This is a genomic window from Niallia sp. FSL W8-0635 (genome assembly GCF_038007965.1).
In the GTDB taxonomy this organism is placed as follows: Bacteria; Bacillota; Bacilli; order Bacillales; family Cytobacillaceae; genus Niallia.
The window spans coordinates 3,597,364-3,622,046 of record NZ_JBBOYD010000001.1 but is presented as its reverse complement, the minus strand read 5'-3'; the positions used below and the strand labels follow the sequence as shown (position 1 = coordinate 3,622,046).

27 protein-coding genes are annotated in these 24,683 nt (G+C 35.6%); 19 read left to right on the top strand and 8 right to left on the bottom strand.

What is annotated here, in order from left to right; genetic code table 11:
- Position 1 precedes the first annotated feature (1 nt).
- The 4 genes from NYE52_RS17490 to NYE52_RS17475 all read left to right on the top strand — a co-directional run bounded on the left by NYE52_RS17490 (position 2) and on the right by NYE52_RS17475 (position 4,568).
- Positions 2-898 (top strand): carbohydrate ABC transporter permease, encoded by an 897-nt coding sequence (locus NYE52_RS17490; RefSeq protein WP_341194221.1) that lies wholly within the window; start codon positions 2-4, stop codon positions 896-898.
- A 48-nt stretch (positions 899-946) separates the two neighbouring features.
- Positions 947-1,546, top strand: coding sequence for a YesL family protein (locus NYE52_RS17485; RefSeq protein WP_341194220.1), 600 nt, complete (start codon positions 947-949; stop codon positions 1,544-1,546).
- Positions 1,547-1,624: 78 nt separating this feature from the next.
- On the top strand, positions 1,625-3,139 hold the full coding sequence (arfA, locus tag NYE52_RS17480; RefSeq protein WP_341194219.1) for an arabinosylfuranosidase ArfA: 1,515 nt from the start codon (positions 1,625-1,627) through the stop codon (positions 3,137-3,139).
- Between the two features lie 286 nt (positions 3,140-3,425).
- Entirely contained in the window at positions 3,426-4,568 is a 1,143-nt protein-coding gene (locus NYE52_RS17475; RefSeq protein ID WP_341194218.1) for a glycerate kinase, read from the top strand.
- Between the two features lie 67 nt (positions 4,569-4,635).
- Here NYE52_RS17475 and NYE52_RS17470 read toward each other — a convergent pair whose 3' ends face one another.
- From NYE52_RS17470 to NYE52_RS17450, 5 genes are all read right to left on the bottom strand, one after another.
- Entirely contained in the window at positions 4,636-5,382 is a 747-nt protein-coding gene (locus tag NYE52_RS17470) for an amino acid ABC transporter ATP-binding protein (protein WP_341194217.1), read from the bottom strand.
- A gap of 15 nt (positions 5,383-5,397) precedes the next feature.
- Positions 5,398-6,057, bottom strand: coding sequence for an amino acid ABC transporter permease (locus NYE52_RS17465; RefSeq protein WP_341194216.1), 660 nt, complete (start codon positions 6,055-6,057; stop codon positions 5,398-5,400).
- 72 nt (positions 6,058-6,129) lie between these two features.
- Entirely contained in the window at positions 6,130-6,906 is a 777-nt protein-coding gene (locus tag NYE52_RS17460) for an amino acid ABC transporter substrate-binding protein (RefSeq protein WP_341194215.1), read from the bottom strand.
- 410 nt (positions 6,907-7,316) lie between these two features.
- On the bottom strand, positions 7,317-7,907 hold the full coding sequence (locus NYE52_RS17455) for an MEDS domain-containing protein (protein ID WP_341194214.1): 591 nt from the start codon (positions 7,905-7,907) through the stop codon (positions 7,317-7,319).
- Between the two features lie 149 nt (positions 7,908-8,056).
- Positions 8,057-8,248 carry a hypothetical protein gene (locus NYE52_RS17450; RefSeq protein ID WP_341194213.1) on the bottom strand — a complete coding sequence of 64 codons (192 nt, stop codon included), beginning with the start codon at positions 8,246-8,248 and terminating at the stop codon, positions 8,057-8,059.
- A gap of 254 nt (positions 8,249-8,502) precedes the next feature.
- On the opposite strand from NYE52_RS17450, the gene NYE52_RS17445 reads away from it, so the two are divergent.
- From NYE52_RS17445 to NYE52_RS17405, 9 genes are all read left to right on the top strand, one after another.
- Positions 8,503-9,666, top strand: a complete 1,164-nt coding sequence (locus NYE52_RS17445) for a GNAT family N-acetyltransferase (protein ID WP_341194212.1) — start codon at positions 8,503-8,505, stop codon at positions 9,664-9,666.
- 269 nt (positions 9,667-9,935) lie between these two features.
- Positions 9,936-11,123 carry an aminotransferase-like domain-containing protein gene (locus NYE52_RS17440; RefSeq protein ID WP_341194211.1) on the top strand — a complete coding sequence of 396 codons (1,188 nt, stop codon included), beginning with the start codon at positions 9,936-9,938 and terminating at the stop codon, positions 11,121-11,123.
- Between the two features lie 148 nt (positions 11,124-11,271).
- A complete protein-coding gene (locus tag NYE52_RS17435) occupies positions 11,272-11,805 on the top strand; it encodes an NADPH-dependent FMN reductase (protein ID WP_341194210.1) in 534 nt (177 codons plus the stop codon).
- Between the two features lie 236 nt (positions 11,806-12,041).
- A complete protein-coding gene (locus tag NYE52_RS17430; RefSeq protein ID WP_341194209.1) occupies positions 12,042-12,605 on the top strand; it encodes a helix-turn-helix domain-containing protein in 564 nt (187 codons plus the stop codon).
- Positions 12,506-13,432, top strand: coding sequence for an IS3 family transposase (locus NYE52_RS17425; RefSeq protein ID WP_341195221.1), 927 nt, complete (start codon positions 12,506-12,508; stop codon positions 13,430-13,432). The genes NYE52_RS17430 and NYE52_RS17425 overlap by 100 nt, the downstream gene beginning before the upstream one ends.
- A gap of 169 nt (positions 13,433-13,601) precedes the next feature.
- The gene (locus tag NYE52_RS17420) at positions 13,602-14,198 is read left to right on the top strand and encodes a nitroreductase family protein (protein WP_341194208.1); all 597 of its coding nucleotides are present in this window, start codon (positions 13,602-13,604) and stop codon (positions 14,196-14,198) included.
- A gap of 133 nt (positions 14,199-14,331) precedes the next feature.
- Complete coding sequence (locus NYE52_RS17415; protein ID WP_341194207.1) at positions 14,332-15,057, top strand: DsbA family oxidoreductase; 726 nt, start codon at positions 14,332-14,334, stop codon at positions 15,055-15,057.
- Positions 15,058-15,364: 307 nt separating this feature from the next.
- Entirely contained in the window at positions 15,365-16,078 is a 714-nt protein-coding gene (locus tag NYE52_RS17410; protein WP_341194206.1) for a GntR family transcriptional regulator, read from the top strand.
- Between the two features lie 211 nt (positions 16,079-16,289).
- Positions 16,290-17,060 (top strand): MerR family transcriptional regulator, encoded by a 771-nt coding sequence (locus tag NYE52_RS17405; protein WP_341194205.1) that lies wholly within the window; start codon positions 16,290-16,292, stop codon positions 17,058-17,060.
- A gap of 61 nt (positions 17,061-17,121) precedes the next feature.
- On the opposite strand, the gene NYE52_RS17400 is transcribed toward NYE52_RS17405, so the two are convergent.
- Entirely contained in the window at positions 17,122-18,582 is a 1,461-nt protein-coding gene (locus NYE52_RS17400; RefSeq protein WP_341194204.1) for an MFS transporter, read from the bottom strand.
- A 151-nt stretch (positions 18,583-18,733) separates the two neighbouring features.
- Between NYE52_RS17400 and NYE52_RS17395 the strand changes: the two genes are divergently transcribed.
- A complete protein-coding gene (locus NYE52_RS17395) occupies positions 18,734-19,159 on the top strand; it encodes a MarR family winged helix-turn-helix transcriptional regulator (RefSeq protein WP_341194203.1) in 426 nt (141 codons plus the stop codon).
- A gap of 129 nt (positions 19,160-19,288) precedes the next feature.
- Here NYE52_RS17395 and NYE52_RS17390 read toward each other — a convergent pair whose 3' ends face one another.
- On the bottom strand, positions 19,289-19,936 hold the full coding sequence (locus NYE52_RS17390; RefSeq protein ID WP_341194202.1) for a GntR family transcriptional regulator: 648 nt from the start codon (positions 19,934-19,936) through the stop codon (positions 19,289-19,291).
- Between the two features lie 119 nt (positions 19,937-20,055).
- Between NYE52_RS17390 and NYE52_RS17385 the strand changes: the two genes are divergently transcribed.
- The 4 genes from NYE52_RS17385 (at position 20,056) to NYE52_RS17370 (ending at position 23,485) form a co-directional block, all read left to right on the top strand.
- Entirely contained in the window at positions 20,056-20,409 is a 354-nt protein-coding gene (locus tag NYE52_RS17385) for a metal-sensitive transcriptional regulator (RefSeq protein WP_445669121.1), read from the top strand.
- A 12-nt stretch (positions 20,410-20,421) separates the two neighbouring features.
- Positions 20,422-20,628 (top strand): copper chaperone CopZ, encoded by a 207-nt coding sequence (copZ, locus tag NYE52_RS17380; RefSeq protein WP_341194201.1) that lies wholly within the window; start codon positions 20,422-20,424, stop codon positions 20,626-20,628.
- A gap of 82 nt (positions 20,629-20,710) precedes the next feature.
- Positions 20,711-23,143, top strand: a complete 2,433-nt coding sequence (locus NYE52_RS17375) for a heavy metal translocating P-type ATPase (protein WP_341194200.1) — start codon at positions 20,711-20,713, stop codon at positions 23,141-23,143.
- A gap of 216 nt (positions 23,144-23,359) precedes the next feature.
- On the top strand, positions 23,360-23,485 hold the full coding sequence (locus NYE52_RS17370) for a hypothetical protein (protein WP_268817797.1): 126 nt from the start codon (positions 23,360-23,362) through the stop codon (positions 23,483-23,485).
- Positions 23,486-23,571: 86 nt separating this feature from the next.
- Here the strand turns inward: NYE52_RS17370 and NYE52_RS17365 are convergent, their stop codons facing one another.
- Positions 23,572-24,432 (bottom strand): aldo/keto reductase, encoded by an 861-nt coding sequence (locus NYE52_RS17365; protein WP_341194199.1) that lies wholly within the window; start codon positions 24,430-24,432, stop codon positions 23,572-23,574.
- Between the two features lie 106 nt (positions 24,433-24,538).
- Here NYE52_RS17365 and NYE52_RS17360 point away from each other — a divergent pair, with 106 nt between their 5' ends.
- Positions 24,539-24,673 carry a hypothetical protein gene (locus tag NYE52_RS17360; protein ID WP_341194198.1) on the top strand — a complete coding sequence of 45 codons (135 nt, stop codon included), beginning with the start codon at positions 24,539-24,541 and terminating at the stop codon, positions 24,671-24,673.
- Positions 24,674-24,683: the final 10 nt, after the last annotated feature.

Sequence of the window (24,683 nt, the reverse complement as noted above, 5' to 3'; positions counted from 1 at the left end):
TATGAGCAAGAATAATTCTAATCCTTTATCAAACTCCTCATTAGAAATAGCAAAAGTAAAAAAAGATGGTAAAAATCCTTTAGTGAAAGCTTTGATTAATGGCTTTTTTATCATCATGTGTGCTAGTGTGGCTGTCCCTTTTATCTCAGGCTTATTTGCATCTTTCCGTCCAGGTCAAATGTTAATAAGAAACGGCCTAAATCTAAATTTGGATTTTGAAAATTGGTCATTAATCAATTATAGCTATCTTTTTGATGGAAGTACTGGCTACATGGATTGGTACAAAAATAGTTTGATGATTACCATTGTTTCGGTGATTTTGACGTTAATTATCTGTTATTTTGTTGCCTATGGCTTTGCAATGTACAACTTTAAGTTTAAAAACTTATTGTTTTTCCTAGTAATTGCGACAATGATGGTTCCATTTGAAATATTGATGTTGCCATTATATAAGGAAATGATTAGTTTTGGACTAATAGATACCTATGCAGGGGTTATCCTTCCAGGTTTAGTACATGCCTCCACCATTTTTTTCTTTAGGCAATATCTTTCAGGCATACCAAAAGAACTCTTGGATGCAGGAAGAATCGATGGAAGCAGTGAGTATGGAATTTGTGTGAGAATTGTTATGCCCATTTCTAAACCTGCGTTTTCAGCTATGGCAATTCTGAGTTCAATGGGGGCATGGAATAGTATGCTGTGGCCATTAATTGTTTTGCGATCAGCAGAAAAATTCACATTACCTATAGGGTTAAATACTTTATTAACTCCTTATGGAAACAATTATGATGTCCTAGTTGCCGGATCCATCTTCTCCATTTTGCCTTTATTCATTTTGTATTTGGTATTCAATAAGTACTTTGTAGAGGGAATGACAGCCGGTGCAGTAAAAGGATAAAGCTTGGAGAAAATGGCTGAAATAGTTGATAAAGAGGTGGGGTGAACGATGAAAATAAGATATGATTCTCCATTTTGGGAACGGATGGGAAAACTCTATTACATTATTGTTTTAAATTTCCTGTGGATACTGTTTAGTCTACCATTAATAACAATTGGTCCTTCTACTGTTGCGCTCCATCGTTGTATGTTTTCTCTTATCAATGGGAAAGAAATGAATGTTTTCACTGAATTTTACCAATCATTCAAGACGAAATTTGTTAGAAATATGATGGTTGGTCTTATCGTTGTCGGTTTTGGTATGTTATTGCTATCTTCTCGTAATTTTTATTTTGAAATTGCAGCCAATACCTCCCTTACCATTTACTATTTTTATATCTTTCTAGTTTTTCTATTTGCATTGTTTTTAGTTACTGTCTTTCCAGTTTTAGGAACATTTGATGGGACGGTTTTAGAGCTATTACGAATCTCCCTCTTTTTATCGATTAAACATTTACCAATGAGCATCTTGATGGTGGTAATAGCCTACTTGATTATTTACTTCTGTCAAATGTTGATTCCATTAGCCTTAATAGGAGTCGCGCTTATAGCGTTTATTAACAGCCGTATTTATCTTAAAAGAGTCGCTAATAGTTTGGTAATCGAATAAGGAGTTTTTTAATCGAATTTTTTCTAAAAAAATTCGATTATGCAAATCAAAATACATTGGAAAAGGAATGAGAGAAATATGACTGAAAATATCAAAACTGCAAAAATGGTAATCGATAAATCTTTTAAAATATCGGAAATTGATTCCCGTATTTATGGTTCATTTATAGAGCATTTAGGGCGTGCTGTGTATGGAGGCATCTATGATCCAGGTCATCCATCAGCGGATAGTAATGGATTTAGACAAGATGTGATGGAGTTAGTGAGGCAACTACAAGTTCCTATCGTTCGTTATCCAGGAGGAAATATGGTATCTGCTTATAATTGGGAAGATGGAGTAGGACCAAAGGAGAAACGTCCAAAGAAATTGGAACTAGCATGGAATTCCATCGAAACAAATGAAGTAGGTACGAATGAATTTTTTGAATGGGCAAAACAAGTGAATTCTGAAGTAATGATGGCTGTAAACCTTGGAACACGGGGAATTGATGCAGCTCGTAACCTTTTGGAATATTGTAATCTTCCAGGAGGTACATATTGGAGTGATCTAAGAAAACAACATGGATACAAGGACCCGCATAATATTAAAGTTTGGTGCTTAGGTAACGAAATGGATGGGCCATGGCAAATTGGACATAAAACCGCCTATGAATATGGAAGACTAGCTGCAGAAACAGCGAAGGCGATGAAAATTGTGGATCCACGAATCGAACTCGTAAGTTGTGGTAGCTCCAATACAGCTATGCCGACATTCCCAGAGTGGGAAGCAGTATCATTGGATCAGACATATGATTATGTAGATTATGTGTCACTACATACCTATTATGGTAATCGTGATAATGATACTGCCAATTTCTTAGCAAAATCATTAGATATGGACGATTTTATCAAAACCGTTATTGCAACCTGTGATTATATTAAGGCGAAGAAGAGAAGCAAGAAAAAACTGCATTTAAGCTTTGATGAATGGAATGTATGGTTCCACTCTAATGATCAAGATAAACAAATAGAACCTTGGAGTGTGGCACCTCCACTTTTAGAGGACGTTTATAATTTTGAAGACGCATTGCTTGTTGGTAGTTTGCTAAATTCTTTAATAAATCACTCAGATAGAGTTAAAATAGCTTGTCTTGCCCAATTAGTAAATGTCATTGCACCAATAATGACAGAAACAGGTGGCGGCTCTTGGAAACAGACCATTTTCTATCCATACTATTATACATCTGTATATGGTCGTGGGACTGCAATCCAAGCTATCGTAGATTCACCAAAATATGATTCAAAGGATTTTACGGATGTACCATACTTAGATCAATCCATTGTCTATAGTGAGGAGAAAGAGGAACTTGTTATTTTTGCTGTGAATAGAAGCTTAGACAACCAATTAAATGTCGATGTGGATATTAGGTCATTTGAGGGCTATTCCATTGAGGAGCATATTGTTCTTGCAAACGAAGATCCTAAGGCAATTAACACCCTTCAACATGAAGCAGTAAAACCTGTTGCCTCTAAGGAATCTTATATGGAAGATGGTAAATTAGTACTTGTATTACCAAAAATGTCTTGGAATGTCATTCGGTTAAGAAGAAAATAATTTACTGATTTTTCATAGTAGGAGAATTAGAGAGAGAAGGAATATACTCTTTAATTCTCTTTTTTGTAAATGCAGACAGGAATTTATAATCATTCTCTAGTTAAGTTACGAAACTACTCTTGAAACCTAGCAAAAAAAAACATAAACTTCCATCCAACAAACAGGAAGGAATAGCGATGTTTCATCTAGAAATAATGTATTCGAAAACAAAACTAGTTATTTATCATTAATAGAAATAGATAAAAGAAAGTGCTATTTGGGGATTTTACGAGAATGGGGTGGTACGTTGAAAATTGTTGTGGCAGCTGACTCATTTAAAGGTAGTGCATCTACTTTTGAAATTTCAGATTATATCGAAATAGGAATTAGAAGAGTACAGCCTGATGCCATTGTTCTTAAAATTCCTCTGGCGGACGGTGGAGAAGGAACGGTTGATGCAATTGTTACTGCAACAAAAGGTAATTATGTGACGAAAGAGGTAACAGGTCCTTTAGGGCAAAAAGTAAAAGCGAAATTTGGCATTATTAATGAAAGAGTTGCGATTATTGAGATGGCAGAAGCATCGGGATTAACACTCATTAAGGATGAAGAAAGAAACCCATTTAAAACAACAACTTTCGGTACAGGAGAACTAATTACAGCAGCACTAGATTATGGAGTAGATGAAGTAGTGATTGGTATTGGAGGAAGTGCAACAAATGACGGTGGAGCGGGGATGGCGCAGGCTTTAGGCGTATCATTGAAAGATAAGAATGGAAAAGAGATTGGCTATGGAGCTGAATCCCTTGAAAAATTATCTGTGATTGATATTACTAAAATCGATCCTCGTCTTCAGTCAACGAAAATCACGGTGCTATCAGATGTTACAAACCCGCTATGTGGAGAAAATGGTGCTTCCTATATTTATGGGCCTCAAAAGGGAGCAACACAAGAAGACCTTGAAACATTAGATAATTTATTGAGGAAATTTGGAAATAAGCTCGAAACGGAATTTCAAATTAATTTAGTAAATAGACAAGGTTCAGGAGCTGCGGGAGGTTTAGGAGCAGGTTTAATGGCATTTTGTGATGCTAAGATTTATTCAGGAACAGAAAGAATATTGTCCTATATTAAATTAGATGATCATATAAAAGATGCAGATTTAGTCATCACTGGAGAAGGAAGAATGGATAACCAATCAGTGAATGGTAAAGCACCTTTAGGGGTTGCTAAAATTGCTAAAATGTATCATTTACCAGTTGTTGCTATTGTAGGAAGTGAAGGGAATCAGCTAGAGAATGTTTATAAAAATGGAATTGATTTAGTCATAGACATTGTAAATAAACCGATGACATTGCAAGATGCGATGGATAATGTTAGAGAATTAACGGCCAATGCAGGGGAAAAAGCGATAAGAGCTTTTCGTTTAGGAAGGATGGAAATGGAATAAATAATACAACAAAATACAGTGAAACTATCAATCAGTAAGGATGGAAAATCCCTACTGATTGGTAGTTTTACTTCAAATTCCGACTCAAAAAAGCTTTCGTACGCGCAGATTGTGGATTTGTAAAGAGACTATTTGGAGAACCCGACTCTTCAATTACCCCATTGTCCATGAAGATGACTTTGTTTGCAACTTCCTTGGCAAATCCCATTTCATGGGTAACGACTATCATCGTCATTTTTTCTTCTGCTAAGTCTTTCATCACTTCTAACACTTCACCAGTCAATTCAGGGTCTAGTGCAGATGTTGGTTCATCAAACAGCAAAATTTCAGGTTCCATCATTAATGCCCGAGCAATGGCAACCCGCTGTTTTTGTCCACCTGATAATTTAGCTGGATAAACGTTTATGAAATTGGAAAGTCCGATTTTCTCCAGTATCTTCATGCTTCTGTCATGAATGGTAGCGGCTGATTCTTTCTTGACTAATTTCGGTGCAAGCTCAATATTTTCTTTGACGGTAAGATGCGGAAAAAGATTGAAATGCTGAAAAACCATCCCCATCTTTGTTGTAATCTGTTTAATTTTTTGGGGCTGTGAATAGATTCCGTCTTTCACTAACTCTTCCCCGCAAACACGAATACTACCACCATCTATTTTTTCTAAATCGACAAGACAACGAAGCATCGTACTCTTTCCAGAACCAGATGGACCAATAACTGCAACCACATCATTGTTGTTGACTTCAAAGGTAATCTGCTTTAATACATCGACCTTGTCGTATGATTTCTTGATATTTTCTATTTCAATAATTGCCATAAAAATCCGTCCTTCTTATTCAAATTTAAATCTATGCTCTAGCCATTTAAATAGTGCTGTTAATAGGAGTGTCATGATTAAATAAATTATTCCCGCAATGAAAAATGGCACAATTGTAAAATCACGGTTTACGGCAGTTTGTGCAAAATGGAGTAATTCTGGGACAGCAACAGCGTAGAGTAGGGCTGTATCCTTCACTAATGTAACCGATTCGTTTGCCACAGCAGGAAGGGCGATGCGAAACATTTGTGGTAACACAACACGTGTTGTTGTTTGCCACTTATTTAAGCCAAGAACTTGAGAGGCTTCAAACTGGCCTTTATCAATAGCAAGTAGGCCTCCACGGAATATTTCGGCAAAATAAGCGGCATAATTCAAAATAAAACCTAGAGCGGCAGCGACAAAACGATCTAACACCAAATATTCTCCGATTCCTGGAATCATCGGCAAACCAAAACAGATAAACAATAATTGAAGCAATAGTGGAGTACCACGCATAATATAAACATAACAGCTTGCCAGCCAAGCAACTGGCTTGATACTGGACCTTATAGCAAGGGTTAAAAGAAAACCTAGTGGAATGGACAACACAATAGCGATAATAAATAAAAGGACGGTTGATTGCGCTCCTTCTAACATCGGTTTCAGTATGGACATAATATAATCAAACGACATTTCTATTCCTCCAACAAAACAAAACAGGGTTTCGTAAAGAAATCCTGTTTTGTTTACGATTCATTTGCGAGTTTACTTTAATACTTTATTTTCTCCAAACCATTTTTCCGAAACTTTACCAGCTGTTCCATCTTCATTCATCTCATCAAGCGCTGTTTGGAGCTTCTCTAATAAAGCTTCATTTCCTTTTTTAACACCAATTCCATATTCTTCTGGAGCCAGTGATTCATCCAGCACTTTAAAGGTATCCTGTTCTTTCGTCATATAATAATCAATAACAATTTCGTCAATAACGACCGCATCTAAGCGACCAGATTTTAAATCACTTAATGCTAAAACATTATCGGAAAACTCGGTAACTTCTTTAATCTTTGATTTAATAGGACTACCATTTAATGCATCGGATGCAGAAGAAAGAGATTGAAGACCAACAACCTTTCCTTCTAATTCATCTAATTTCGTTATATTTGAATCAGTTAAGGTTACGACTACTTGTGCATTTTTTAAATAAGGCTTTGTGAAAAGAACTTTTTCTTTCCGTTCATCCGTAATCGTATATCCATTCCAAATTAGGTCAATTCGACCACTGCTTAATTCGGATTCCTTCGTTTTCCAATCAATCGGTTGGAATTCTACTGACATATTCATTTTTTCAGCAGCTGCTTTAGCATAATCGATATCAAAACCAACGATTTCATTATTCTCATCTCTAAAACCCATTGGAGCAAATTTATCATCAATACCAATTACTAAAGTATCATCCTTTTTATTTGAGGAATTGTTCGAACAAGCTGCAAAAACGAAAATTACAGATGCTAAGATAAGTAAATTCATTGCTAAACGTTTCATGTTGTATAAAGCCACCTTTATGAAAATTGAAATGTATATTTCTACAAATAAATGTTTCGATTATTTCTTATTATTATCAAAATCCTTTAGTTCGATAATATGTTAGAGTGATAAAACGATAAATAGAATTTACCATACAAAAAAAGTAATTGTCAATAAAATATTTTAGTATATTAGTAGGATAAAGGATTAAGCGGAAGAAATAGCCAATGCTAAAAAGCAATAGGTGAAGAAAGAATAGGAGTATTGCTGATTTGAAAGGTAAATATTAAATTTATGGGAATAAAAAATAATGAGGAGGTAAAGCGTCAATGAATAGCGATCAAGGAAGTAAAAACGAGGAAATAGCTATTCGCTATCTCCCGAAAAGCTATGTAAATGATATTTCAATCACAAACATTCAACTACTATTACACCATGCCATTATTTGAACTAAAAGGTGTATTAGGTATGTATGTTTTAGATAAAATAAGTTTATCCTCTTTCAAAATGTAAGGGTGGGTTTCTAATAAAAGTGCTGTTAAAATATGAGGCATTTTCAGTTCTCCATACGCACAGATTAATGGAAAGGAAATCTGGTTGACTGCAGTATCTACAATTCTTTCAAACTCTCCAATTAAATGGTAGGGTTCCTCCATCGTTGCCCATTCCACATGTGCCCATGATCGAAAGGAGATATTATTATCTATATAGGGCTGAACAGTTTTATTAAAGTATTCTGTGATTGCCGGCGGATGATACCCTCCACTGGAGAAATAAAAATCCAAACTATTAACATAATGTAGCTGTTTCATTTGTGCAGAAGTAATTTTAGGTTTTAAATGTTCATAAATCCTGTTGAAATTTCGTTCATTCTCAACCAGAATAACATATTCTCCTGCTTCAATCCCAGCATGGATAAAGTGAATTACTTCTTCCATGTAGTTTCTCATGCCGGTATAGAAAAATAAAACATGTAATTTCTCTTTCCCTTCAAAAAACAGCCTCTTTTTATGTTCCAATTAAGCACCTCATTTATTTTTAATAATCCTATTATAGTAGATTATTAAGAGGAAGATAACTAAAATCATCAATTGCTAATGGTAGGGTAAGGAAAAGGATTAGGCTAATAAGAAAGGACAAAAAAAGAAAAAGCAGAAAAAGTTAAGCGTTAGCGAACATTTTTCCACTTGAGAGAACCACATCCAGTATGAGGGTGTGCATTTGGGTAGTCTTTCGTTAGTTTTTCATTTAACTCTGCTATAGATAGATTTTCTAACATGTCAGCGGATAAGCCACTATTACAAACAATTTTTTGAATCAGAATATTTTTAATGGATTTCGTTTTATCATAATAAACCATTGTTTTTCCTCCTAATTCAGTATATTAAGGAAAGAGTTCTAAATTTATAGGTTAATTGGAGTCTTCCTTCTTTTATTATATCTTAAATAATCGACTATTCCAAGTGGTTAAGGCGGAATAATTTTTTAGAACAACTTTTTTGGAGGAGTATTCAGATTTTCCTATTGAGGCAAACTTTACGATTCGTTATAATGAGGCAAAAGAGTGGGATGACTGACAATTTTGATTTTTGTCAAATGCAAAGGGGTGGAGAAATGAGTGACTATAAAGTAGTATTATTTGATTTAGATGGGACGATTTCCGATCCGAAAGTAGGAATAACGAAATCTGTACAGTATGCTTTACAGAAGCTTGGGAAAGAAGAACTTGATTTAGCTAGGTTGGAAAGATTTATTGGCCCGCCACTACAAGAATCATTTCCGAAATATTATGGCTTTAATCAAGAAATGACAAATCAAGCAATTGCCTTATATAGAGAGAGGTTTAAGCAGAAAGGCATGTTTGAAAATGAATTATATTCAACCTTCACTACATTGCTTGACTTGCTGAAGGAAGAAGGCAGCATCTTGATTGTTGCGACTTCAAAGCCAACTGTTTTTGCAGAAGAAATTTTAAAATATTTTCGAATCGATCACTATTTTGCCCATATCGTTGGCAGTAATATTGATGGGACAAGAACATCAAAAACGGAAATCATTCAATACATATTAGCATTATATCCATCGTATCAGATTAGTGATTTTATTATGATAGGCGATCGTGAACATGATATTATCGGAGCAAATAATGTAGGAATTGACTCTATAGGGGTCACATATGGATATGGTTCGTTTGATGAGTTAAGCAAAGCAAATGCAACATTTATTGTGGAAAGTATTAGTCAATTAAAAGATATATTAATAGGTAAAAAGAATAAAAGAAAGCTTGAAATCAGTCTAGTGACGGAGGAGGATGCTCCACTTGTACATAAGCTAATGCTCGAAGCTTTTGAAGATTATCGATATATCGAGGTACCTTCAAGTGCATTGAATGAACCAATAGACAAATTAATAACCGCACTTAAAAATGGGACAGAGCAAGCAATCCTCTATCGATTAGATGACATTCCCCTTGCTTCTGCCCGTCTGCAGTTAAAAGAAAAATCTCTTTATTTTTCCAGACTTTCTGTCACTCCTTCAGCAAGGGGAAAAGGCATAGCTAAAGAAATGCTAGCCTGGATGGAAGAATATGCGTTACTAAATGGTAAACAGAAAGTGGAATGCAAGGTTAGAGCTAATGTACCAAAGAATATTCAATTATATAAAAACGTCGGCTTTGTTATAACAAAAGAGGAAGAGGCAGATAATCCAAATGGTAAGCTAGTGAAAACAGTTGATATGGAAAAGCAGATAAAAAGGGAAATCCCTTCAACCATTTAAATCGTTTTAATTTAAAAGCCATTTCTTTTTGAATTGCCCAGTACATGTTAGACACCAAATCTAACATGTACTGGGTTTTTTACTAAGTTGAATCACCAGTAAATTTCTGTTGCTCCTTTTCCGTTCTTGGTAAGTGTCAAAACAAATATCCATCCCAAAAATAAAATCTTTATACAAAAGCATGAAAGATAATCTATAATGAATGAATATACTGAAAATTCTGCTTCGGATAGGTAGAAGGGGAAAAGAAATAAGGAGGAAATAGCATAATGAACTACAAATTTGCCAATCGAATAGAACGAGTAAAACCATCAGCTATTAGAGAATTACTAAAACTAGGCGCAGATCCATCTATCATTTCATTTGGCGGTGGTTATCCAGATCCAGAGATTTTTCCGATTGAAAAGCTAAGAAAAGTATATGATCAGGTTTTACAGGAAGAGGGGAAATTGGCACTGCAATATACAGGGACAGAAGGATTAATGGCATTAAGGGAAAAGCTAGTGAATCGAGTGCAGAAAATAGGAATAAGCTGTGATGTGGATAATCTGTTTATTATTCAAGGTGGACAGCAAGGATTAGATCTAGCTGCCAAAGCTTTTATTGATCATGGAGATGTCATTATAACGGAGAATCCAACTTTTTTAGGAGCGCTTGCTGCATTTAATCCATATGAACCAGAATACATAGGCGTATCAATGGATGAAAATGGTATGCGAATGGACGAACTTGAGGCTGTCTTACAGAAGCATCCCAATGCGAAGCTTATATATACGGTTCCTGAATTTCAGAATCCTACAGGAGTCACAATGAGCCTGGAGAGAAGAAAGGCATTAGTGGAATTAGCGAATAAGTATAATGTTGTGATAGTGGAGGATAGCCCGTATCGAGAAATACGATATGAGGGAGAAGATCTACCTGCTATAAAAAGTTTTGATACAGAAGGAAGAGTTATTCATATTGGAAGCTTTTCGAAAATTCTTAGCCCAGGATTACGTCTTGGCTGGTTAATTGCTGATAGTGTATTAGCTGAGAAATTAAGCTTATTAAAGATGGCTTCCGATACGCAAAATTCCACTTTAAATATGTATGCAGTGAACCGATTTATGGATATGTATGATTTGGATAAACATATTGCTCATATACGTGATACATATAAATATAAAAAAGAGGTGATGTTTCAAACCTTACGTGAAACCTTTCCAAAAAGTATAACCTATACAAATCCACAAGGCGGATTATTTACATGGATTACTTTTCCAGAACATATTGATACGAGAATCTTAATGCAGGAGCAAAGTCTACCAATAGCTAAAGTGGCATATGTTCCTGGAGAAAGCTTCTTTCCATGCATGCAAGAGAAAAATCATTGTCGAATTAATTATTCGTATATGTCTGAGGAAAATATCGTCAAAGGTATTACGAATTTAGGAGAAATTGTTAAGGAATTATGTTAGGAACCTTCCTATCATTTTACGAAAAATATTAGTAGCTTACTTTTAATAACTTTTTAATAATAAGTAAGTCGTATTATTTGCAATTAAATAATCTCAGTATTAGGATAAAAAGTAATAAAAATTTTTTGAAAATATGGAGGTTAAAATCATGAAAATTGGAATTATCTTAGGTAGTACACGTCAAGGAAGAGTAAGTCCACAAGTTGGAGCATGGGTGAAAGAAATTGCTGACAAGCGTGGAGATGCTGAATATGAAATCGTTGATATTGCAGCGTTTAACTTACCATTTTTAGGTGCAGCTGAAGGGCAAGAAAATGTTGCAGCTTGGAATGAAAAGCTAGCTAGTCTTGATGGCTTCGTGTTTGTTGCTGCCGAGTACAATCATAGTATTACTGGCGCTTTAAAAAATGCTTTAGATTCTGCAAGAGAAGCTTGGAATAATAAAGCAGCAGGTATTGTAAGCTATGGCTCAACAGGTGGAGCTCGCGCGGCAGAGCATCTAAGAGGAATTTTAGGCGAATTGCAAATTGCTGACGTTCGAGTTCATCCAACACTTTCTTTATTTACTGATTTTGAGAACTTCACAACATTTAAACCATCTTCTCTTCATCTAGAGAATATGAATGCAATGCTTGATCAAGTAGTAGCTTGGTCTACTGCATTAAAAACTATTCGTGGGTAATATAGTACATAGAGTAAAGCTAAAATAGCTTTACTCAGGCTGTCGAGAAAGTCTCGACAGCTTTTTTTATAATTTCACTATACAATATATAGTGTGTTGATAATGCGTTAAAAACTATATGTTGTGGACAAAAACAATTAAATAATCAAAAACCCCCTTTTTCAAAGTCAGACTTTTAAAATTGTACCGCACCCCAAAAGTTAGAGTTAAGAATCTAACTTTTGGGGTGTTTAATTATGTCTAAATATAATGAAAAATTTAAGTTTATGATAGTGAAAGAATATCAAGAAGGTAAACTTGGTTATAAACTTTTAGCTAAAAAACATGATATTAAGTCTCATAAGCAGATTATTAATTGGGTGAAAAATTACGAGAAATTCGGAATGGAAGGGTTAACGAGGAAAAAACAGAATAAAACTTATTCTGTTCAATTCAAGCTGAATGTATTAAGCTTTATGAAAAGAACAGGATTTTCAGTTACGGAAACTGCCCTTGAGTTTGGGCTAACCAATCCTCCAATGATTACTGCGTGGAAGAAAGCTTTTTTGGAGGAAGGTGCTGAGTCTCTTGAAAAACCGAAAGGACGGCCACCTATGTCTGATAAGGCCAAGAATAAAAATAAAAAAACGATAGAAGACGCAGACGAGTCCTACGAACAAAAATTAGAGCGAGAAAATGAGCTTCTTCGTCTAGAGGTGGCATACTTAAAAAAGTTACGAGCTTTTCAGATGAATCCGGAAGACTATCTCGAAAAGCACAAACAGCGTTATCATTCGAACTTAAAGAAAAGTTCAGACTAAAAGATGTTCTACAAAGAGTCGGAATTCCTGAATCCACCTATCATTATCATGTAAGTATGATGAAAAAGGAGAATCCGGATCAGGAACTAGAAGAATGTATTCAATCATTATTTGAGGAACATGATGGCAATTACGGGTACCGTCGTATCCAATTGAGCTTAAAACAACGTGGTTTAATAGTGAACCACAAGAAGATTCAACGCATTATGAATAAACTTGGACTCAAATGTAATAAGTTTAGTAGAAAATCACGAAAGTACAGTTCTTACAAAGGAACGATTGGTACGATTGCCAAGAATCGTATCAATCGTCGTTTTTACACAAATGTGTGCTATCAAAAATTAACAACAGATATCACCGAATTCAAGTGCTTAGATGGTAGAAAACTGTATTTAAATCCAATTATGGATATGTTCAATAGGGAAGTTATTTCGTATGGGATAAGTATGCGTCCAACTTTAGAATTGGCCCTCAAGCCACTCGAGGAAGCTTTAGAGATTGTAAAAGAATCAAAATACAGAACGACAATTCATTCTGATCAAGGTTGGCATTATCAACATAATAGTTGGATTAAAACCCTAAAGAAACATAGGGTGTTCCAGAGTATGTCGCGAAAGGGAAACTGCTTGGACAATTCACCTATGGAGAACTTTTTTGGATTATTAAAACAGGAAATGTACTACGGGAAGGCACGCTGCTCATTTGAGGAATTAAAAAAGAGAATAGAAGAATATATCATTTATTATAACAATAAACGCATAAAGCAAAAATTGGCTGGAATGAGTCCGGTTCAATACCGAATTCATACCAGCCAATTAGCTGCTTAATATAAGCTCTAACTTTTAGGGGTCACTACAAATAGGGGGTTTTTCTACAATCTGAGTAAAGCTAAAATAGCTTTACTCTTTTTTGTGGGATTTTTTCAGAAAAAATATTTTAAGAATTCGTCAAATGGGTAATATAAATAAGTAAAATTTTTTCAATTGGAGGAGAAAAATGAGTGCATTTTTAGAAGCGATAAAAAATCGTCGTTCTTATTATGGTATAAGCAAAGAACAGGTAGTGTCTGATGAAAAAATTCAAGAAATAGTGAATGAAGCAGTGCTGCATACACCATCCTCTTTCAATTCTCAAAGTACAAGAGTTGTTGTTTTATTAAATGAACAGCATGATAAACTTTGGAATATGACAGCAAAGGAATTGGAGAAAATTGTTCCCGCTGAGAATTTTTCCTCAACAAAAGAGAAAATAAATTCCTTTCAAGCAGGATATGGAACGATTTTGTTTTTTGAAGATCAAGAGGTCGTAGAAGGACTCCAAAAGCAGTTTGCGCTTTATGCAGATAATTTCCCAGTTTGGGCAAATCAAACGAATGCGATGCATCAATTCGTCATTTGGACTGCATTAGAAGAAGTGGGATATGGTGCTTCTTTACAGCATTATAACCCGCTTATTGATGAAGCAGTGCAAGCGGAATGGAATATCCCTCCTACTTGGAAGCTTATTGCACAAATGCCATTTGGTAAGCCGACAGCAGAACCAGGAGAAAAAGAATTTAAGCCGCTAGAAGATCGTGTAAAGGTTTTTAAATAAGAATGTTTTGAGAAAGGCTCCTGTAACAGGAGTTTTTCTATTGGGCTTAAATGATACCGACATCGAGCAAAATCTCAGTAAAATTCCTGCTATTGTGATAGGATGATAGCATCACTATAAAGAAGGTGGAAAAATGAAAATTGAAGTATGGTCAGACTTTGTTTGCCCATTTTGCTATATTGGTAAACGTCGTTTAGAGATTGCGTTAGAACAATTTCCCTTCAAAGACCAAGTTGAGGTTGAATTTAAGAGCTTTGAATTAGATCCTAATGCGGAAGCTTATTCAGGAAAAAGTATCCATGAAGTACTTGCTGGTAAATATAGAATGAGTATCGAGGAAGCGAAAAATGCAAATGAAAATGTTGGGAATCAAGCTGCAAGCACAGGCTTAAGCTATGATTTTGATAATATGAAACCAACGAATACATTTGATGCACATCGGTTAACAAAATATGCGAAAACGGTTGGAAAAGAAAAAGAGCTAACAGAGAAATTATTGCAGGCTTATTTCACAGAAGGAAAACTAATAAGTGATTCTCAGGTATTGGTGGAAATCGGAAAATCAGTAGGGCTGGGAGAAGCAGAGCAACAAAAAGTATTAGCTGATGCTACTAGCTTTGCAAATGATGTCAGAATTGACGAAGCACTTGCTAGTCAAATTGGCGTAACAGGAGTTCCATTCTTTGTTATTAATCAAAAATATTCTGTTTCTGGAGCACAACCTACTGAAACCTTTAAACGTGTTCTCGAACAAGTTTGGCAGGAAGAACACCCAGCTCCTAAATTTCAAGATTTGTCTGGAACAGATGCTCAAGGTGTAGTATGTACGGATGAAGGCTGTGAAGTTCCGAAGAAATAATTGTCTGTAATATATACAAAGTAGAAAGAGATGGTCTATAAATAGGCTATCTCTTTCTGCTTTTATCCACTTTATAGCTATAGCTCTCTATTATCAACGCTAATTTGAAAGCGTTTTACAAAAAAATGTACGAATGGTAAAGAAATGTACTATACTATAAATAGACATATCAAGCATGAGTTTTTAAAGTATAGACTTTTAAATCTAAATGATTATAATTAAAATATCGTTATCTATTCGTTAAAGATTAAAGGATATGGCAAACATATTTTATAGAATTATTTTTTCTAATTAAGGTGGCTCGTTTATGAATAAGTATGAAGCGATAGCAATAGAAGTTAAGCGTCGAATTAAGGAAAACTTTTATCCATTGGATCATCCGATACCTGATGAGATTTCCTTGTCTAAAGAGTTTTCCTGCAGTAGGATGACCATGAAAAGGGCATTAGATAAACTAGTGATGGAAGGGCTTCTTTATCGAAAAAGAGGGCATGGCACCTTCATTGTTCAATCTGCTCTACACGACAGCCGAGTAAATGTTTTGTCAAATGAAATTATGGGATTGTCAAAGCTATTAGAGGGCGAGAAGATAGAGAGTAAAATCATTAAATTCGAAGTTCATTTTCCATCAGAAGAGGTTGCGGCACATTTAGCAATAGATGTGAAAACACCTGTGTATTATTTAATAAGATTAAGATCAGTGAAAGAAGAACCATATGTTTTAGAAATTACTTATATGCCAACAACAATTATTACAGGACTAAATGATGATGTTTTATTTGGATCCATTTATGAACATATTACAAAAACATTAGGATTAACGATTGCTGGATCTCATCGAAAAATAAGAGCATGTAAATCTACTGAGCTAGATCATGAACATCTTGCCTGTGCATTAGATGATCCAATCCTTGAAGTAGAGCATGTCGGATATTTGAATAATGGGATGCCATTTGAATATTCCTTTTCCCGTCACCGATATGATAAATTTGAGGTTACAAGCGTAAATTTAAAACGTTAAGAGGATGAGTATTTATTTCAAAAAAATGAAAAATTGAGCAGTTGTCACAAGGGCGAATTCTTTGTGATGGCTGCTTTTTTGATAATGTTTTTTCTCGGGAAAATTACATATACAGAACAGCGTTAATATAAGGATAAAAAAATTAGATAGAAAAACTATTTACATTTACGTTGCGTCAACGTTTACGATGGAAGAGTCAGGAGGTGAACAGATGGAATACACCGTACATGCATTAGGGAAGTTAGCGGGAGTAAGTACAAGAACATTGCGATATTATGATGAAATAGGCATTCTCAAGCCGGCGAGAATCAATTCATCAGGATATCGTATCTATGGACAGAATGAGGTGGATCGATTACAGCAAATTCTGTTTTACCGGGAGCTAGATGTACCATTAGATACTATTAAGAAAATGATGGCTTCCCCTTCTTTTGACGTCAAAGAAGCATTAAAGGAACATCACGAAAAACTCCTGGCTAAAAAAGAACAGCTACATCAGTTAATTGCGAATGTAGAAAAAACGATGGAAACAATAGAAGGGAGAAGGACGATGTCTGATAAAGAAAAATTTGCTGGTTTTAAAAAGAAAATGATAGAAGATAACGAGACGAAGTATGGAAAAGAAATAAGAGAAAAGTATGGAGAAGAGATTATTGAACAATCCAATGCTAAACTGATGAATATGTCAGAAAATGATTATCGAAGCATGGTTGAAGTGGAGAAAACACTATTTTCTACCTTGCAAGAAGCATTAAAGGAAGGGAATCCTGCTGGTCATGCTGGGCAAAAAGCAGCGGATTTGCACAAGCAATGGCTTTCTTTTACATGGCCTGAATATACAATGGAAGCACATGCAGGCCTTGCAGAAATGTATGTTGCTGATAATCGTTTTACTTCTTATTATGATAAAGTCCAAGTTGGCGCAACTGCCTTTTTGCGGGATGCTATTTTGATATATACCGGGATGACTTCTGAAAGTTAGCTAAATAAAAAATCTCCTTGAGTGTCTTTCAATCAAGGAGATTTTTTTAATAATCACAAAATTAAGAAGCATTCCGAACTTTTTTCGATTCTACTTTACGAGAAGTCATATATCTCCAACCTGTAAGAAGCAGGCCAACAAAACAAAGACTGCTCGAAACGAGAAATACAACATGCATCCCACTAAGAAAAATATCAGGTCTACCAGGAATAAGGGCAGTTACTCGATAGCCTGCTTTTATACTCATAACAGAAAATAATATACTTGTTGCAAGGGAAATTCCGACAACCATTCCTAAATTACGAACAAGCGAATTAATGCTGCCGGCAATTCCTAGTTGTTTCCGTTCCACAGTCGACATAATTAACGAATTATTAGGGGATTGGAAGAGACCAGTGCTTGCTCCAAGCATAATAATCCATAATGCAAGACTTATCAGTGTGCTTCCTTCATGAAGGAAGGTTAAGCCAATTTGTGCTACAATCATTACTAATAGTCCTACAAAAGTAATAGCCTGTCCGCTTATTTTATCGGATAATGAACCACTAATAGGAGCAACAATCGCCATCGTAATGGGAAAGAGCATAAGAATATAACCCGAATGTAATGCTGATAACCCTAGAATATCCTGTGTGTAAAAAGGAGATAGGATATTAAAACAAAAATTAGCGATAAAGACAATAAACGCACAAAAAATACTGATGGAAAAAAGCGGATTCTTAAAGATAGAGAGTTCTAACATTGGACTTTCTTTTCGATATTCCACAATGATAAAACTGATGAATGTAAGAACCCCGATTATAATAGAAGCGATGATGAACCAGTTTGCATATCCATATTGTTGACCAAGTAATAAACCGCCGATAAATAGAATAATGGAAAAACTGAATAATAAGCTTCCTGCTACATCTATCTTTGTCTTTGTTATTGTTACATCTTTAGGCAGTATCTTCCACGCTAAAGCAATAGCAATAAAACCAATTGGTATGTTTATCCAAAAGATATATTCCCAACCTAAGCTCGAGATTATAATGCCTCCTAAGCTTGGTCCTGTAATACTCCCTAAGGAGACAAACGTTCCAATTAACCCTAAAGCTTTTCCTCTCTCTTTTACAGGGAAAATTTCCGTCACAATTCCTTGACTGTTTGCCATTGTCATTGCCGCGCCAATTGCTTGGATAATCCTTGATATGACTAAAAAGGACAGTGTATTACTTAGTCCACAAAGGAATGAGCCAATAATAAATAGAATCGATCCCCACTTAAAGACGTTAATTTTTCCAAACATGTCCCCTAATTTTCCGAAGAAAAGAATAACGGTACAGATTGTAAGTAAATAACTAATAACAATCCATTGGGAACTGGCAAAGGCAAGACCTAACTGTTTTGAAATAGTCGGGAGAGCAATATTTACAATACTAGCATCAAGGGTTCCCATAAAGGTAAATATATTTAATACGGTAAAAATGAGCCATCTACGTTGATGAACATCGTTGTTGATTTCTTTTATGGAAGGTTGCAAATAATCACCTCTTTTATTTAGTTGCTTAGGCAAGCTATTATTGCTTCATTTTAAAATAAGTTAGTTGCGTACGCAACTATTTTTTTGTATGCTACAATCAGTGAAATTAGTCTTCACTTTCCTAAGTGAAACTATCCGAGGGGGAACCAATATGAATGAAATGCCAATTGGAAGGATTATTTCGATGATTCATAGGCAGAACCAAAAATTCCTTTCGAAGGAATTGAAACCATTCGAAATAGGAAATGGTGGGCAGCACGCTTTTTTAAAAACGATTATTGCCAAGCCAGGGGTTAATCAAGATGAACTTTCCTCTCTATTAAAGTTTGATAAAGCAACAACTGCCAGAGCGGTAAAGCATTTAGAAAGCGTCGGATATATTGAGAGACAAACAGATAACAATGATCGGCGTTCAAATAATTTATATCCAACAGCAAAAGCACATACTATTTTTCCGAATATACAAGAAGTCTTAGAAAGGCTAAATGAAGAAATTACTAGTAATTTGACAGGTGAAGAAGAATATCAATTGCTTCAATTATTAAAAAAGATTTATCCTACTCTTAACGGAGAGTAAGGCACTCACCTGCATGCTTTAGGAGAATCCGATGAAGATAGGTGGGAGATTAACTGCCCGTATAGGTCCGAATGGTTCAACTAACGGGCAGTAGGGGAATCTCCTCGCTTAATGTAAGAGTGAATCATGTTACTTTTCAGTTAAATATTCAGCTAAGCTTAGCCAATTATTTTCAATCAATGTTGGAAGCTGGCTCTTGTTCCCATTAGATATACACGTAATAATTTCCTGATGTTGTTTAATGGACTTTTGTCCATCGAAGGCATTAAATTTTACTAACTCAAGTCGTCTAATTTTTGGAAGAAGGCGATCTAAGGCTAGCGTTATTTCTGGATTCTGAGCTGCTTCTAAAATAATCCTATGAAATTGATCATCCAATTGAATTGCTCGATACTTATCCTCTGCTTTTAGAGCTTCAGCAAATTTGCTATTTATTGTAGTCATTTGTTCGGTATGATCGGCAGTCAAAGTGGAGAAAGCTAATTTCGCTGCTAATCCATGGAGAGCGGCTACTACAGTAAAGGCATGCATTGCTTGGTCTACTTCAATTAGGCTAACAATTGTTTCAGAACCTGGAGAAGTTACAATTAAGCCTTCATCCTCCAATTTTTTGAGAGCTTCTCGTACAGGTGTCCTGCTTACTCCAAATTGTTCAGCCAATGCTTTATCGTTAATTCTCTCACCAGGCTTCAATTCAAGATGAATGATTGCTGATCGTAACCGGTCATATATTTGTTCTCTTAATGATAGACGAGGAATTTGAGTAATATTTTTCATAGCAATAATATATCATATTTCGGTTATATTAGTGGAAAAGAGTGAGTTTAATGAATGATTCACAAAATTGTCAAATCATTTCATTTTACATTTATACCATACGGGGGTATAATATAAATATGAGAAAGAACACAGGGGGAATTTTATTGGACAATAACGAGCTTGAAATAGAAAGCTGCCATGTTACAAGTGACCGAAGAAGTCATCATTCAGATAAAGTAAAACAGAATTTAGTCACCAGGTTAAATCGTATTGAAGGCCAAATTAGAGGGATAAAAGGCTTAATAGAAAAAGATACGTATTGCGATGATGTTATTACACAAATTTCTGCAACACAATCTGCTTTAAATAGCGTTGCCAAGATATTGTTAGAAGGCCATTTGAAAAACTGTGTAGTGGAACGTATCCAAGAGGGAGACATGGAGGTTGTTGACGAGGTATTAACAACCATTCAAAAATTAATGAAAAAATAAGGAGTGTTCAAAATGGAAAATGTAACGTTAAAAGTAGAAGGAATGTCTTGTAATCATTGTGTAAATGCGGTAGAAGGAAGTGTAGGGGAGCTTGCAGGCGTTTCCGCTGTGAAAGTAAACCTGAAAGAAGGATTAGTAGATGTAGCATACAATGCTAGCGAAGTTGCACTTGAAACAATTAAAGAAGCAATTGACGAGCAGGGTTATGATGTAAAGTAATACAATATTAAAAATGTGCGGTTTCAGCACATTTTTATTTTCAATCATATATACCCTATATAGGTATAAGGAGTTTTGCGATATGGCCGAACAAAGTATTATGAAGAGTAAGGGCAAAATAAAGGAACAAACTTTTGAGATTACGGGAATGACATGTGCAGCTTGTGCCACTCGTATTGAAAAAGGGTTAAATAAGATGCAAGGTGTAGAGCAGGCAACAGTCAATTTGGCGCTTGAAAAGGCAACCGTTAAGTATAGAGAAGAGCAACTTTCAACAAATGAAATTAAAGATAAAGTGGAAGGATTAGGCTATGGAATAATCACAGAAAAACTGGAATTAGATATTTCAGGAATGACATGTGCAGCCTGTGCTACAAGGATAGAAAAAGGGTTAAATAAGATGTCTGGCGTTAATAAGGCAACTGTTAATCTTGCATTAGAAAATGCAACAATTGAATACAATCCAGCAAGTGTTGCTACAGATGAATTAATTGAAAAAATAAATAAGCTTGGTTACGGGGCAACGAAGAAGGAGTCTAAGCAAGCAAGCCTAAATAAAAAGGAAGCAGAATATCAAAGACAAAAACGGAAATTTATTTTTTCCATGGTTTTATCTCTTCCTCTATTATGGGCGATGGTTGGTCACTTTACATTTACTGCCTTTCTCTATGTACCAAAGATATTCATGAATCCGTGGGTACAAATGGCTCTGGCAACACCGATACAATTTTTTGTAGGGAAGCAGTTTTATGTAGGAGCATACAAAGCATTAAAAAATAAGAGTGCCAATATGGATGTTCTTGTTGCATTAGGAACTTCCGCCGCTTATTTTTATAGTGTTTATCTTTCCTTCCAGACTTTAGGACATCTTGGTCATCCTGTTGGTCTATATTTTGAAACAAGCGCCATTCTAATTACGTTAATTATTCTTGGTAAATTATTTGAAACGAAAGCAAAGGGACGATCCTCGGAAGCGATAAAAAAACTTATGGGACTTCAAGCGAAAACTGCTATTGTATTTCGAGATGGAGAACAGAAGGAAATTCCTCTTGAAGAAGTTTTAGTAGGAGAAACACTACTTATTAAGCCTGGAGATAAAATCCCTGTTGATGGAGAAATCATCGAAGGACAGTCAGCGATAGATGAATCGATGCTTACTGGTGAAAGCATACCAGTCGATAAGCAAGTGGGAGATTCAGTAATTGGCGCAACCATTAATAAAAATGGTTTCTTAAAAATGAGGGCAACAAAGGTCGGCAGAGAGACAGCACTTGCGCAAATTATTAAAGTAGTGGAAGAAGCACAAGGATCTAAGGCACCAATACAACGCTTGGCAGATCATATTTCAGGTATTTTTGTTCCAATTGTAGTAAGTCTTGCACTTATTACGTTCCTTTTCTGGTATTTCATCATGACACCTGGTGATTTTGCAGAAAGTCTCGAGAAGCTAATTGCGGTATTGGTTATTGCTTGTCCTTGTGCACTTGGTTTAGCTACTCCGACCTCTATTATGGCTGGATCAGGTAGAGCGGCAGAATATGGGATTTTATTTAAAGGTGGAGAACACCTTGAAATGACACATAAAATTGATACCATTTTATTAGATAAAACTGGAACGGTCACAAATGGAAAGCCTGTATTAACCGACGTAGTAACAGAATGGAAAGAAGCAGAATTGCTATCCTTAGTTGGGGCAGCAGAAAGCAAATCGGAGCATCCTCTTGCTGAAGCGATTGTCAAAGGCATAACTGGTCGAGGGATTGTACTTCATGATTCAACTGAATTCGAAGCAATTCCTGGCTATGGAATACGAGCAAACGTGGATGGAAACGATATATTAGTCGGAACTCGACGATTGATGGATCGTTACCGTATCAATGTTGGAAAAGTTCTTCCTAAAATGAAAGAGCTTGAATCCCAAGGGAAAACCGCCATGCTTATAAGTATTAATGGGAAATATGCAGGTCTTTTAGCTGTGGCAGATACGATTAAAGAAACATCAAAAGCGGCAATTAAACGATTGAAACAGATGAATCTGGATGTCATCATGATCACTGGAGACAACCAGCAAACTGCGGAAGCAATAGGAAGACAAGCTGGTATTGAACATATCATTGCAGAGGTATTACCTAATGGAAAGGCAGAGGCTGTTAAAAAGCTACAACAACAAGGTAAAAAAGTAGCTATGGTTGGGGATGGAATAAATGATGCACCTGCTCTTGCCCTCGCGGATATAGGAATGGCAATCGGAACTGGTACAGATATTGCTATGGAAGCAGCCGATATTACTCTAATCAGAGGAGATTTACAGGCAATTGGGGATAGCATTTTAATAAGCAGAAAGACAATGATTAACATTAAGCAAAATTTATTCTGGGCATTCGGCTACAATACCCTTGGAATACCTATTGCAGCAATAGGTTTGTTAGCACCTTGGCTTGCTGGTGCTGCTATGGCATTTAGCTCCATATCGGTTGTATTAAATGCTCTTCGCTTGCAGCGTTTGAAGCTTTAAAGTTTAGTTTTTTCCATAATTAACGGACAGGAAGACTTTTATCTTTTTTAATGAGAATTCGAGGAAGAAGGGTCTGATTGTCTTAACTTACTATCTGTGTGGCCCCGCTGTTGAAAGTTTCACTTTAGGAAAAGATTTTCTGTTGTGTTCATAATCTTAGCCACTTTATCTCATACTAGAATTGTACGTTGATACTACTAGTGGGAGGTTACGAACATGGCGAAACAGAAAAAATCTGAAGTGAATAACCAATGGGCAACTGCCAATACAGAAGTTACAAGTAAAAAACAGAATAAGACAGCAACTGATAACCAATGGGCTTCTACTAATAAGAAACAGTAGTTGATTGGATAGGGGTTTTTGAGAAAAATAAAAGCATACCAATGGATGATTTGGTATGCTTTTATCGTTGATAGAAACTTTGAAAATTACTTTGCTGCTTCCTGCATTGCTTTAAAACGTTCGATATCATCTGGATTACCGAAGCTTCGTTGATTAGTATCTAAGGAAGTAATCGTTTTAATATCATCTGCATCGAGTGTAAAGTCAAATAAATCAGCATTTTCAATAATACGATGCTCATGTACAGATTTAGGAATAATAATCGTATCTCGTTCTAAATGCCAGCGTAAAATAACTTGAGCAACTGTTTTATTATGCTTTTTTGCAATCTCCGCTAAAACTGGTAATTCAAATAATCCATTTTTACCTTGTCCAAGTGGAGCCCATGCTTCATGTGCGATATTATGCTGTGCCATATAATTTCTTAATTCAACTTGTTGGAAAAGCGGATGTGTTTCTACTTGGTTTAACATTGGTGTTATTCTTGCTGTTTCAGCCAATTTCTCAAAATGGTGAATTTGGAAGTTACATACACCAATAGCACGAACTAGTCCTTCTTCGTAAAGATCCTCAAGCGCTCGCCATGTTTCCTCGTAACCAGGTGCAGCCCAATGAATAAGATATAAATCTAAATAATCAAGCTGTAATTTTTTTAGGGATTCATGAAATGCTTTCTTCGTTTCTTCATAGCCGAAGTCCGTTACCCAAACCTTTGTCGTAATGAATAATTCCTCACGAGGTACATCAGCAGCTTTTATAGCATTTCCTACAAATTCCTCGTTTTCATATCTTGTTGCCGTATCAATAGAACGATAGCCATTTTTAATAGCTGCAAGGACACTTTGTTCACATTCTTTTGGATCATTCACTAAAAAAACACCAAAACCCAAATAAGGAATTTCTACTCCATTACTAAGTATTTTTGTCGAATTGATTGATAATTCCATTATTTCACCTCGTTAGAATAGTTTTTACTATCCTAAGAGTATCGGTTTCTGGTTGATTTTTCAAATAATTGAGATATGGAGCGGGCGAGAAAATTAAGAGGCGGAGTTGCAAGTAAAAGGAGGAGAGTCGCAAGTAAAGGGAGGGAAGTTGCAAGTAAAGGAAGGGAAGTTGCAAGTAAAGGAAGGAGAGTCGCAAGTAAAGGAGGGAGAGTCGCAAGTAAAGGAGGAAAGTCGCAAGTAAAGCAGAAAAA

Excerpts from the sequence above, each read along its gene's own strand:
- NYE52_RS17420 (WP_341194208.1), top strand. The coding sequence starts at position 13,602 with ATGAGTGCATTTTTAGAAGCGATAAAAAATCGTCGTTCTTATTATGGT.
- NYE52_RS17375 (WP_341194200.1), top strand. The coding sequence starts at position 20,711 with ATGGCCGAACAAAGTATTATGAAGAGTAAGGGCAAAATAAAGGAACAA.
- NYE52_RS17465 (WP_341194216.1), bottom strand. The coding sequence starts at position 6,057 with ATGTCGTTTGATTATATTATGTCCATACTGAAACCGATGTTAGAAGGA.
- NYE52_RS17390 (WP_341194202.1), bottom strand. The coding sequence starts at position 19,936 with ATGAAAAATATTACTCAAATTCCTCGTCTATCATTAAGAGAACAAATA.
- NYE52_RS17385 (WP_445669121.1), top strand. The coding sequence starts at position 20,056 with ATGAGAAAGAACACAGGGGGAATTTTATTGGACAATAACGAGCTTGAA.
- NYE52_RS17450 (WP_341194213.1), bottom strand. The coding sequence starts at position 8,248 with ATGGTTTATTATGATAAAACGAAATCCATTAAAAATATTCTGATTCAA.
- NYE52_RS17485 (WP_341194220.1), top strand. The coding sequence starts at position 947 with ATGAAAATAAGATATGATTCTCCATTTTGGGAACGGATGGGAAAACTC.
- arfA (WP_341194219.1), top strand. The coding sequence starts at position 1,625 with ATGACTGAAAATATCAAAACTGCAAAAATGGTAATCGATAAATCTTTT.
- NYE52_RS17410 (WP_341194206.1), top strand. The coding sequence starts at position 15,365 with ATGAATAAGTATGAAGCGATAGCAATAGAAGTTAAGCGTCGAATTAAG.
- NYE52_RS17395 (WP_341194203.1), top strand. The coding sequence starts at position 18,734 with ATGAATGAAATGCCAATTGGAAGGATTATTTCGATGATTCATAGGCAG.
- NYE52_RS17470 (WP_341194217.1), bottom strand. The coding sequence starts at position 5,382 with ATGGCAATTATTGAAATAGAAAATATCAAGAAATCATACGACAAGGTC.
- NYE52_RS17445 (WP_341194212.1), top strand. The coding sequence starts at position 8,503 with ATGAGTGACTATAAAGTAGTATTATTTGATTTAGATGGGACGATTTCC.
- NYE52_RS17430 (WP_341194209.1), top strand. The coding sequence starts at position 12,042 with ATGTCTAAATATAATGAAAAATTTAAGTTTATGATAGTGAAAGAATAT.
- NYE52_RS17415 (WP_341194207.1), top strand. The coding sequence starts at position 14,332 with ATGAAAATTGAAGTATGGTCAGACTTTGTTTGCCCATTTTGCTATATT.
- NYE52_RS17460 (WP_341194215.1), bottom strand. The coding sequence starts at position 6,906 with ATGAAACGTTTAGCAATGAATTTACTTATCTTAGCATCTGTAATTTTC.
- NYE52_RS17365 (WP_341194199.1), bottom strand. The coding sequence starts at position 24,432 with ATGGAATTATCAATCAATTCGACAAAAATACTTAGTAATGGAGTAGAA.
- NYE52_RS17440 (WP_341194211.1), top strand. The coding sequence starts at position 9,936 with ATGAACTACAAATTTGCCAATCGAATAGAACGAGTAAAACCATCAGCT.
- NYE52_RS17405 (WP_341194205.1), top strand. The coding sequence starts at position 16,290 with ATGGAATACACCGTACATGCATTAGGGAAGTTAGCGGGAGTAAGTACA.
- NYE52_RS17370 (WP_268817797.1), top strand. The coding sequence starts at position 23,360 with ATGGCGAAACAGAAAAAATCTGAAGTGAATAACCAATGGGCAACTGCC.
- NYE52_RS17435 (WP_341194210.1), top strand. The coding sequence starts at position 11,272 with ATGAAAATTGGAATTATCTTAGGTAGTACACGTCAAGGAAGAGTAAGT.
- NYE52_RS17490 (WP_341194221.1), top strand. The coding sequence starts at position 2 with ATGAGCAAGAATAATTCTAATCCTTTATCAAACTCCTCATTAGAAATA.
- copZ (WP_341194201.1), top strand. The coding sequence starts at position 20,422 with ATGGAAAATGTAACGTTAAAAGTAGAAGGAATGTCTTGTAATCATTGT.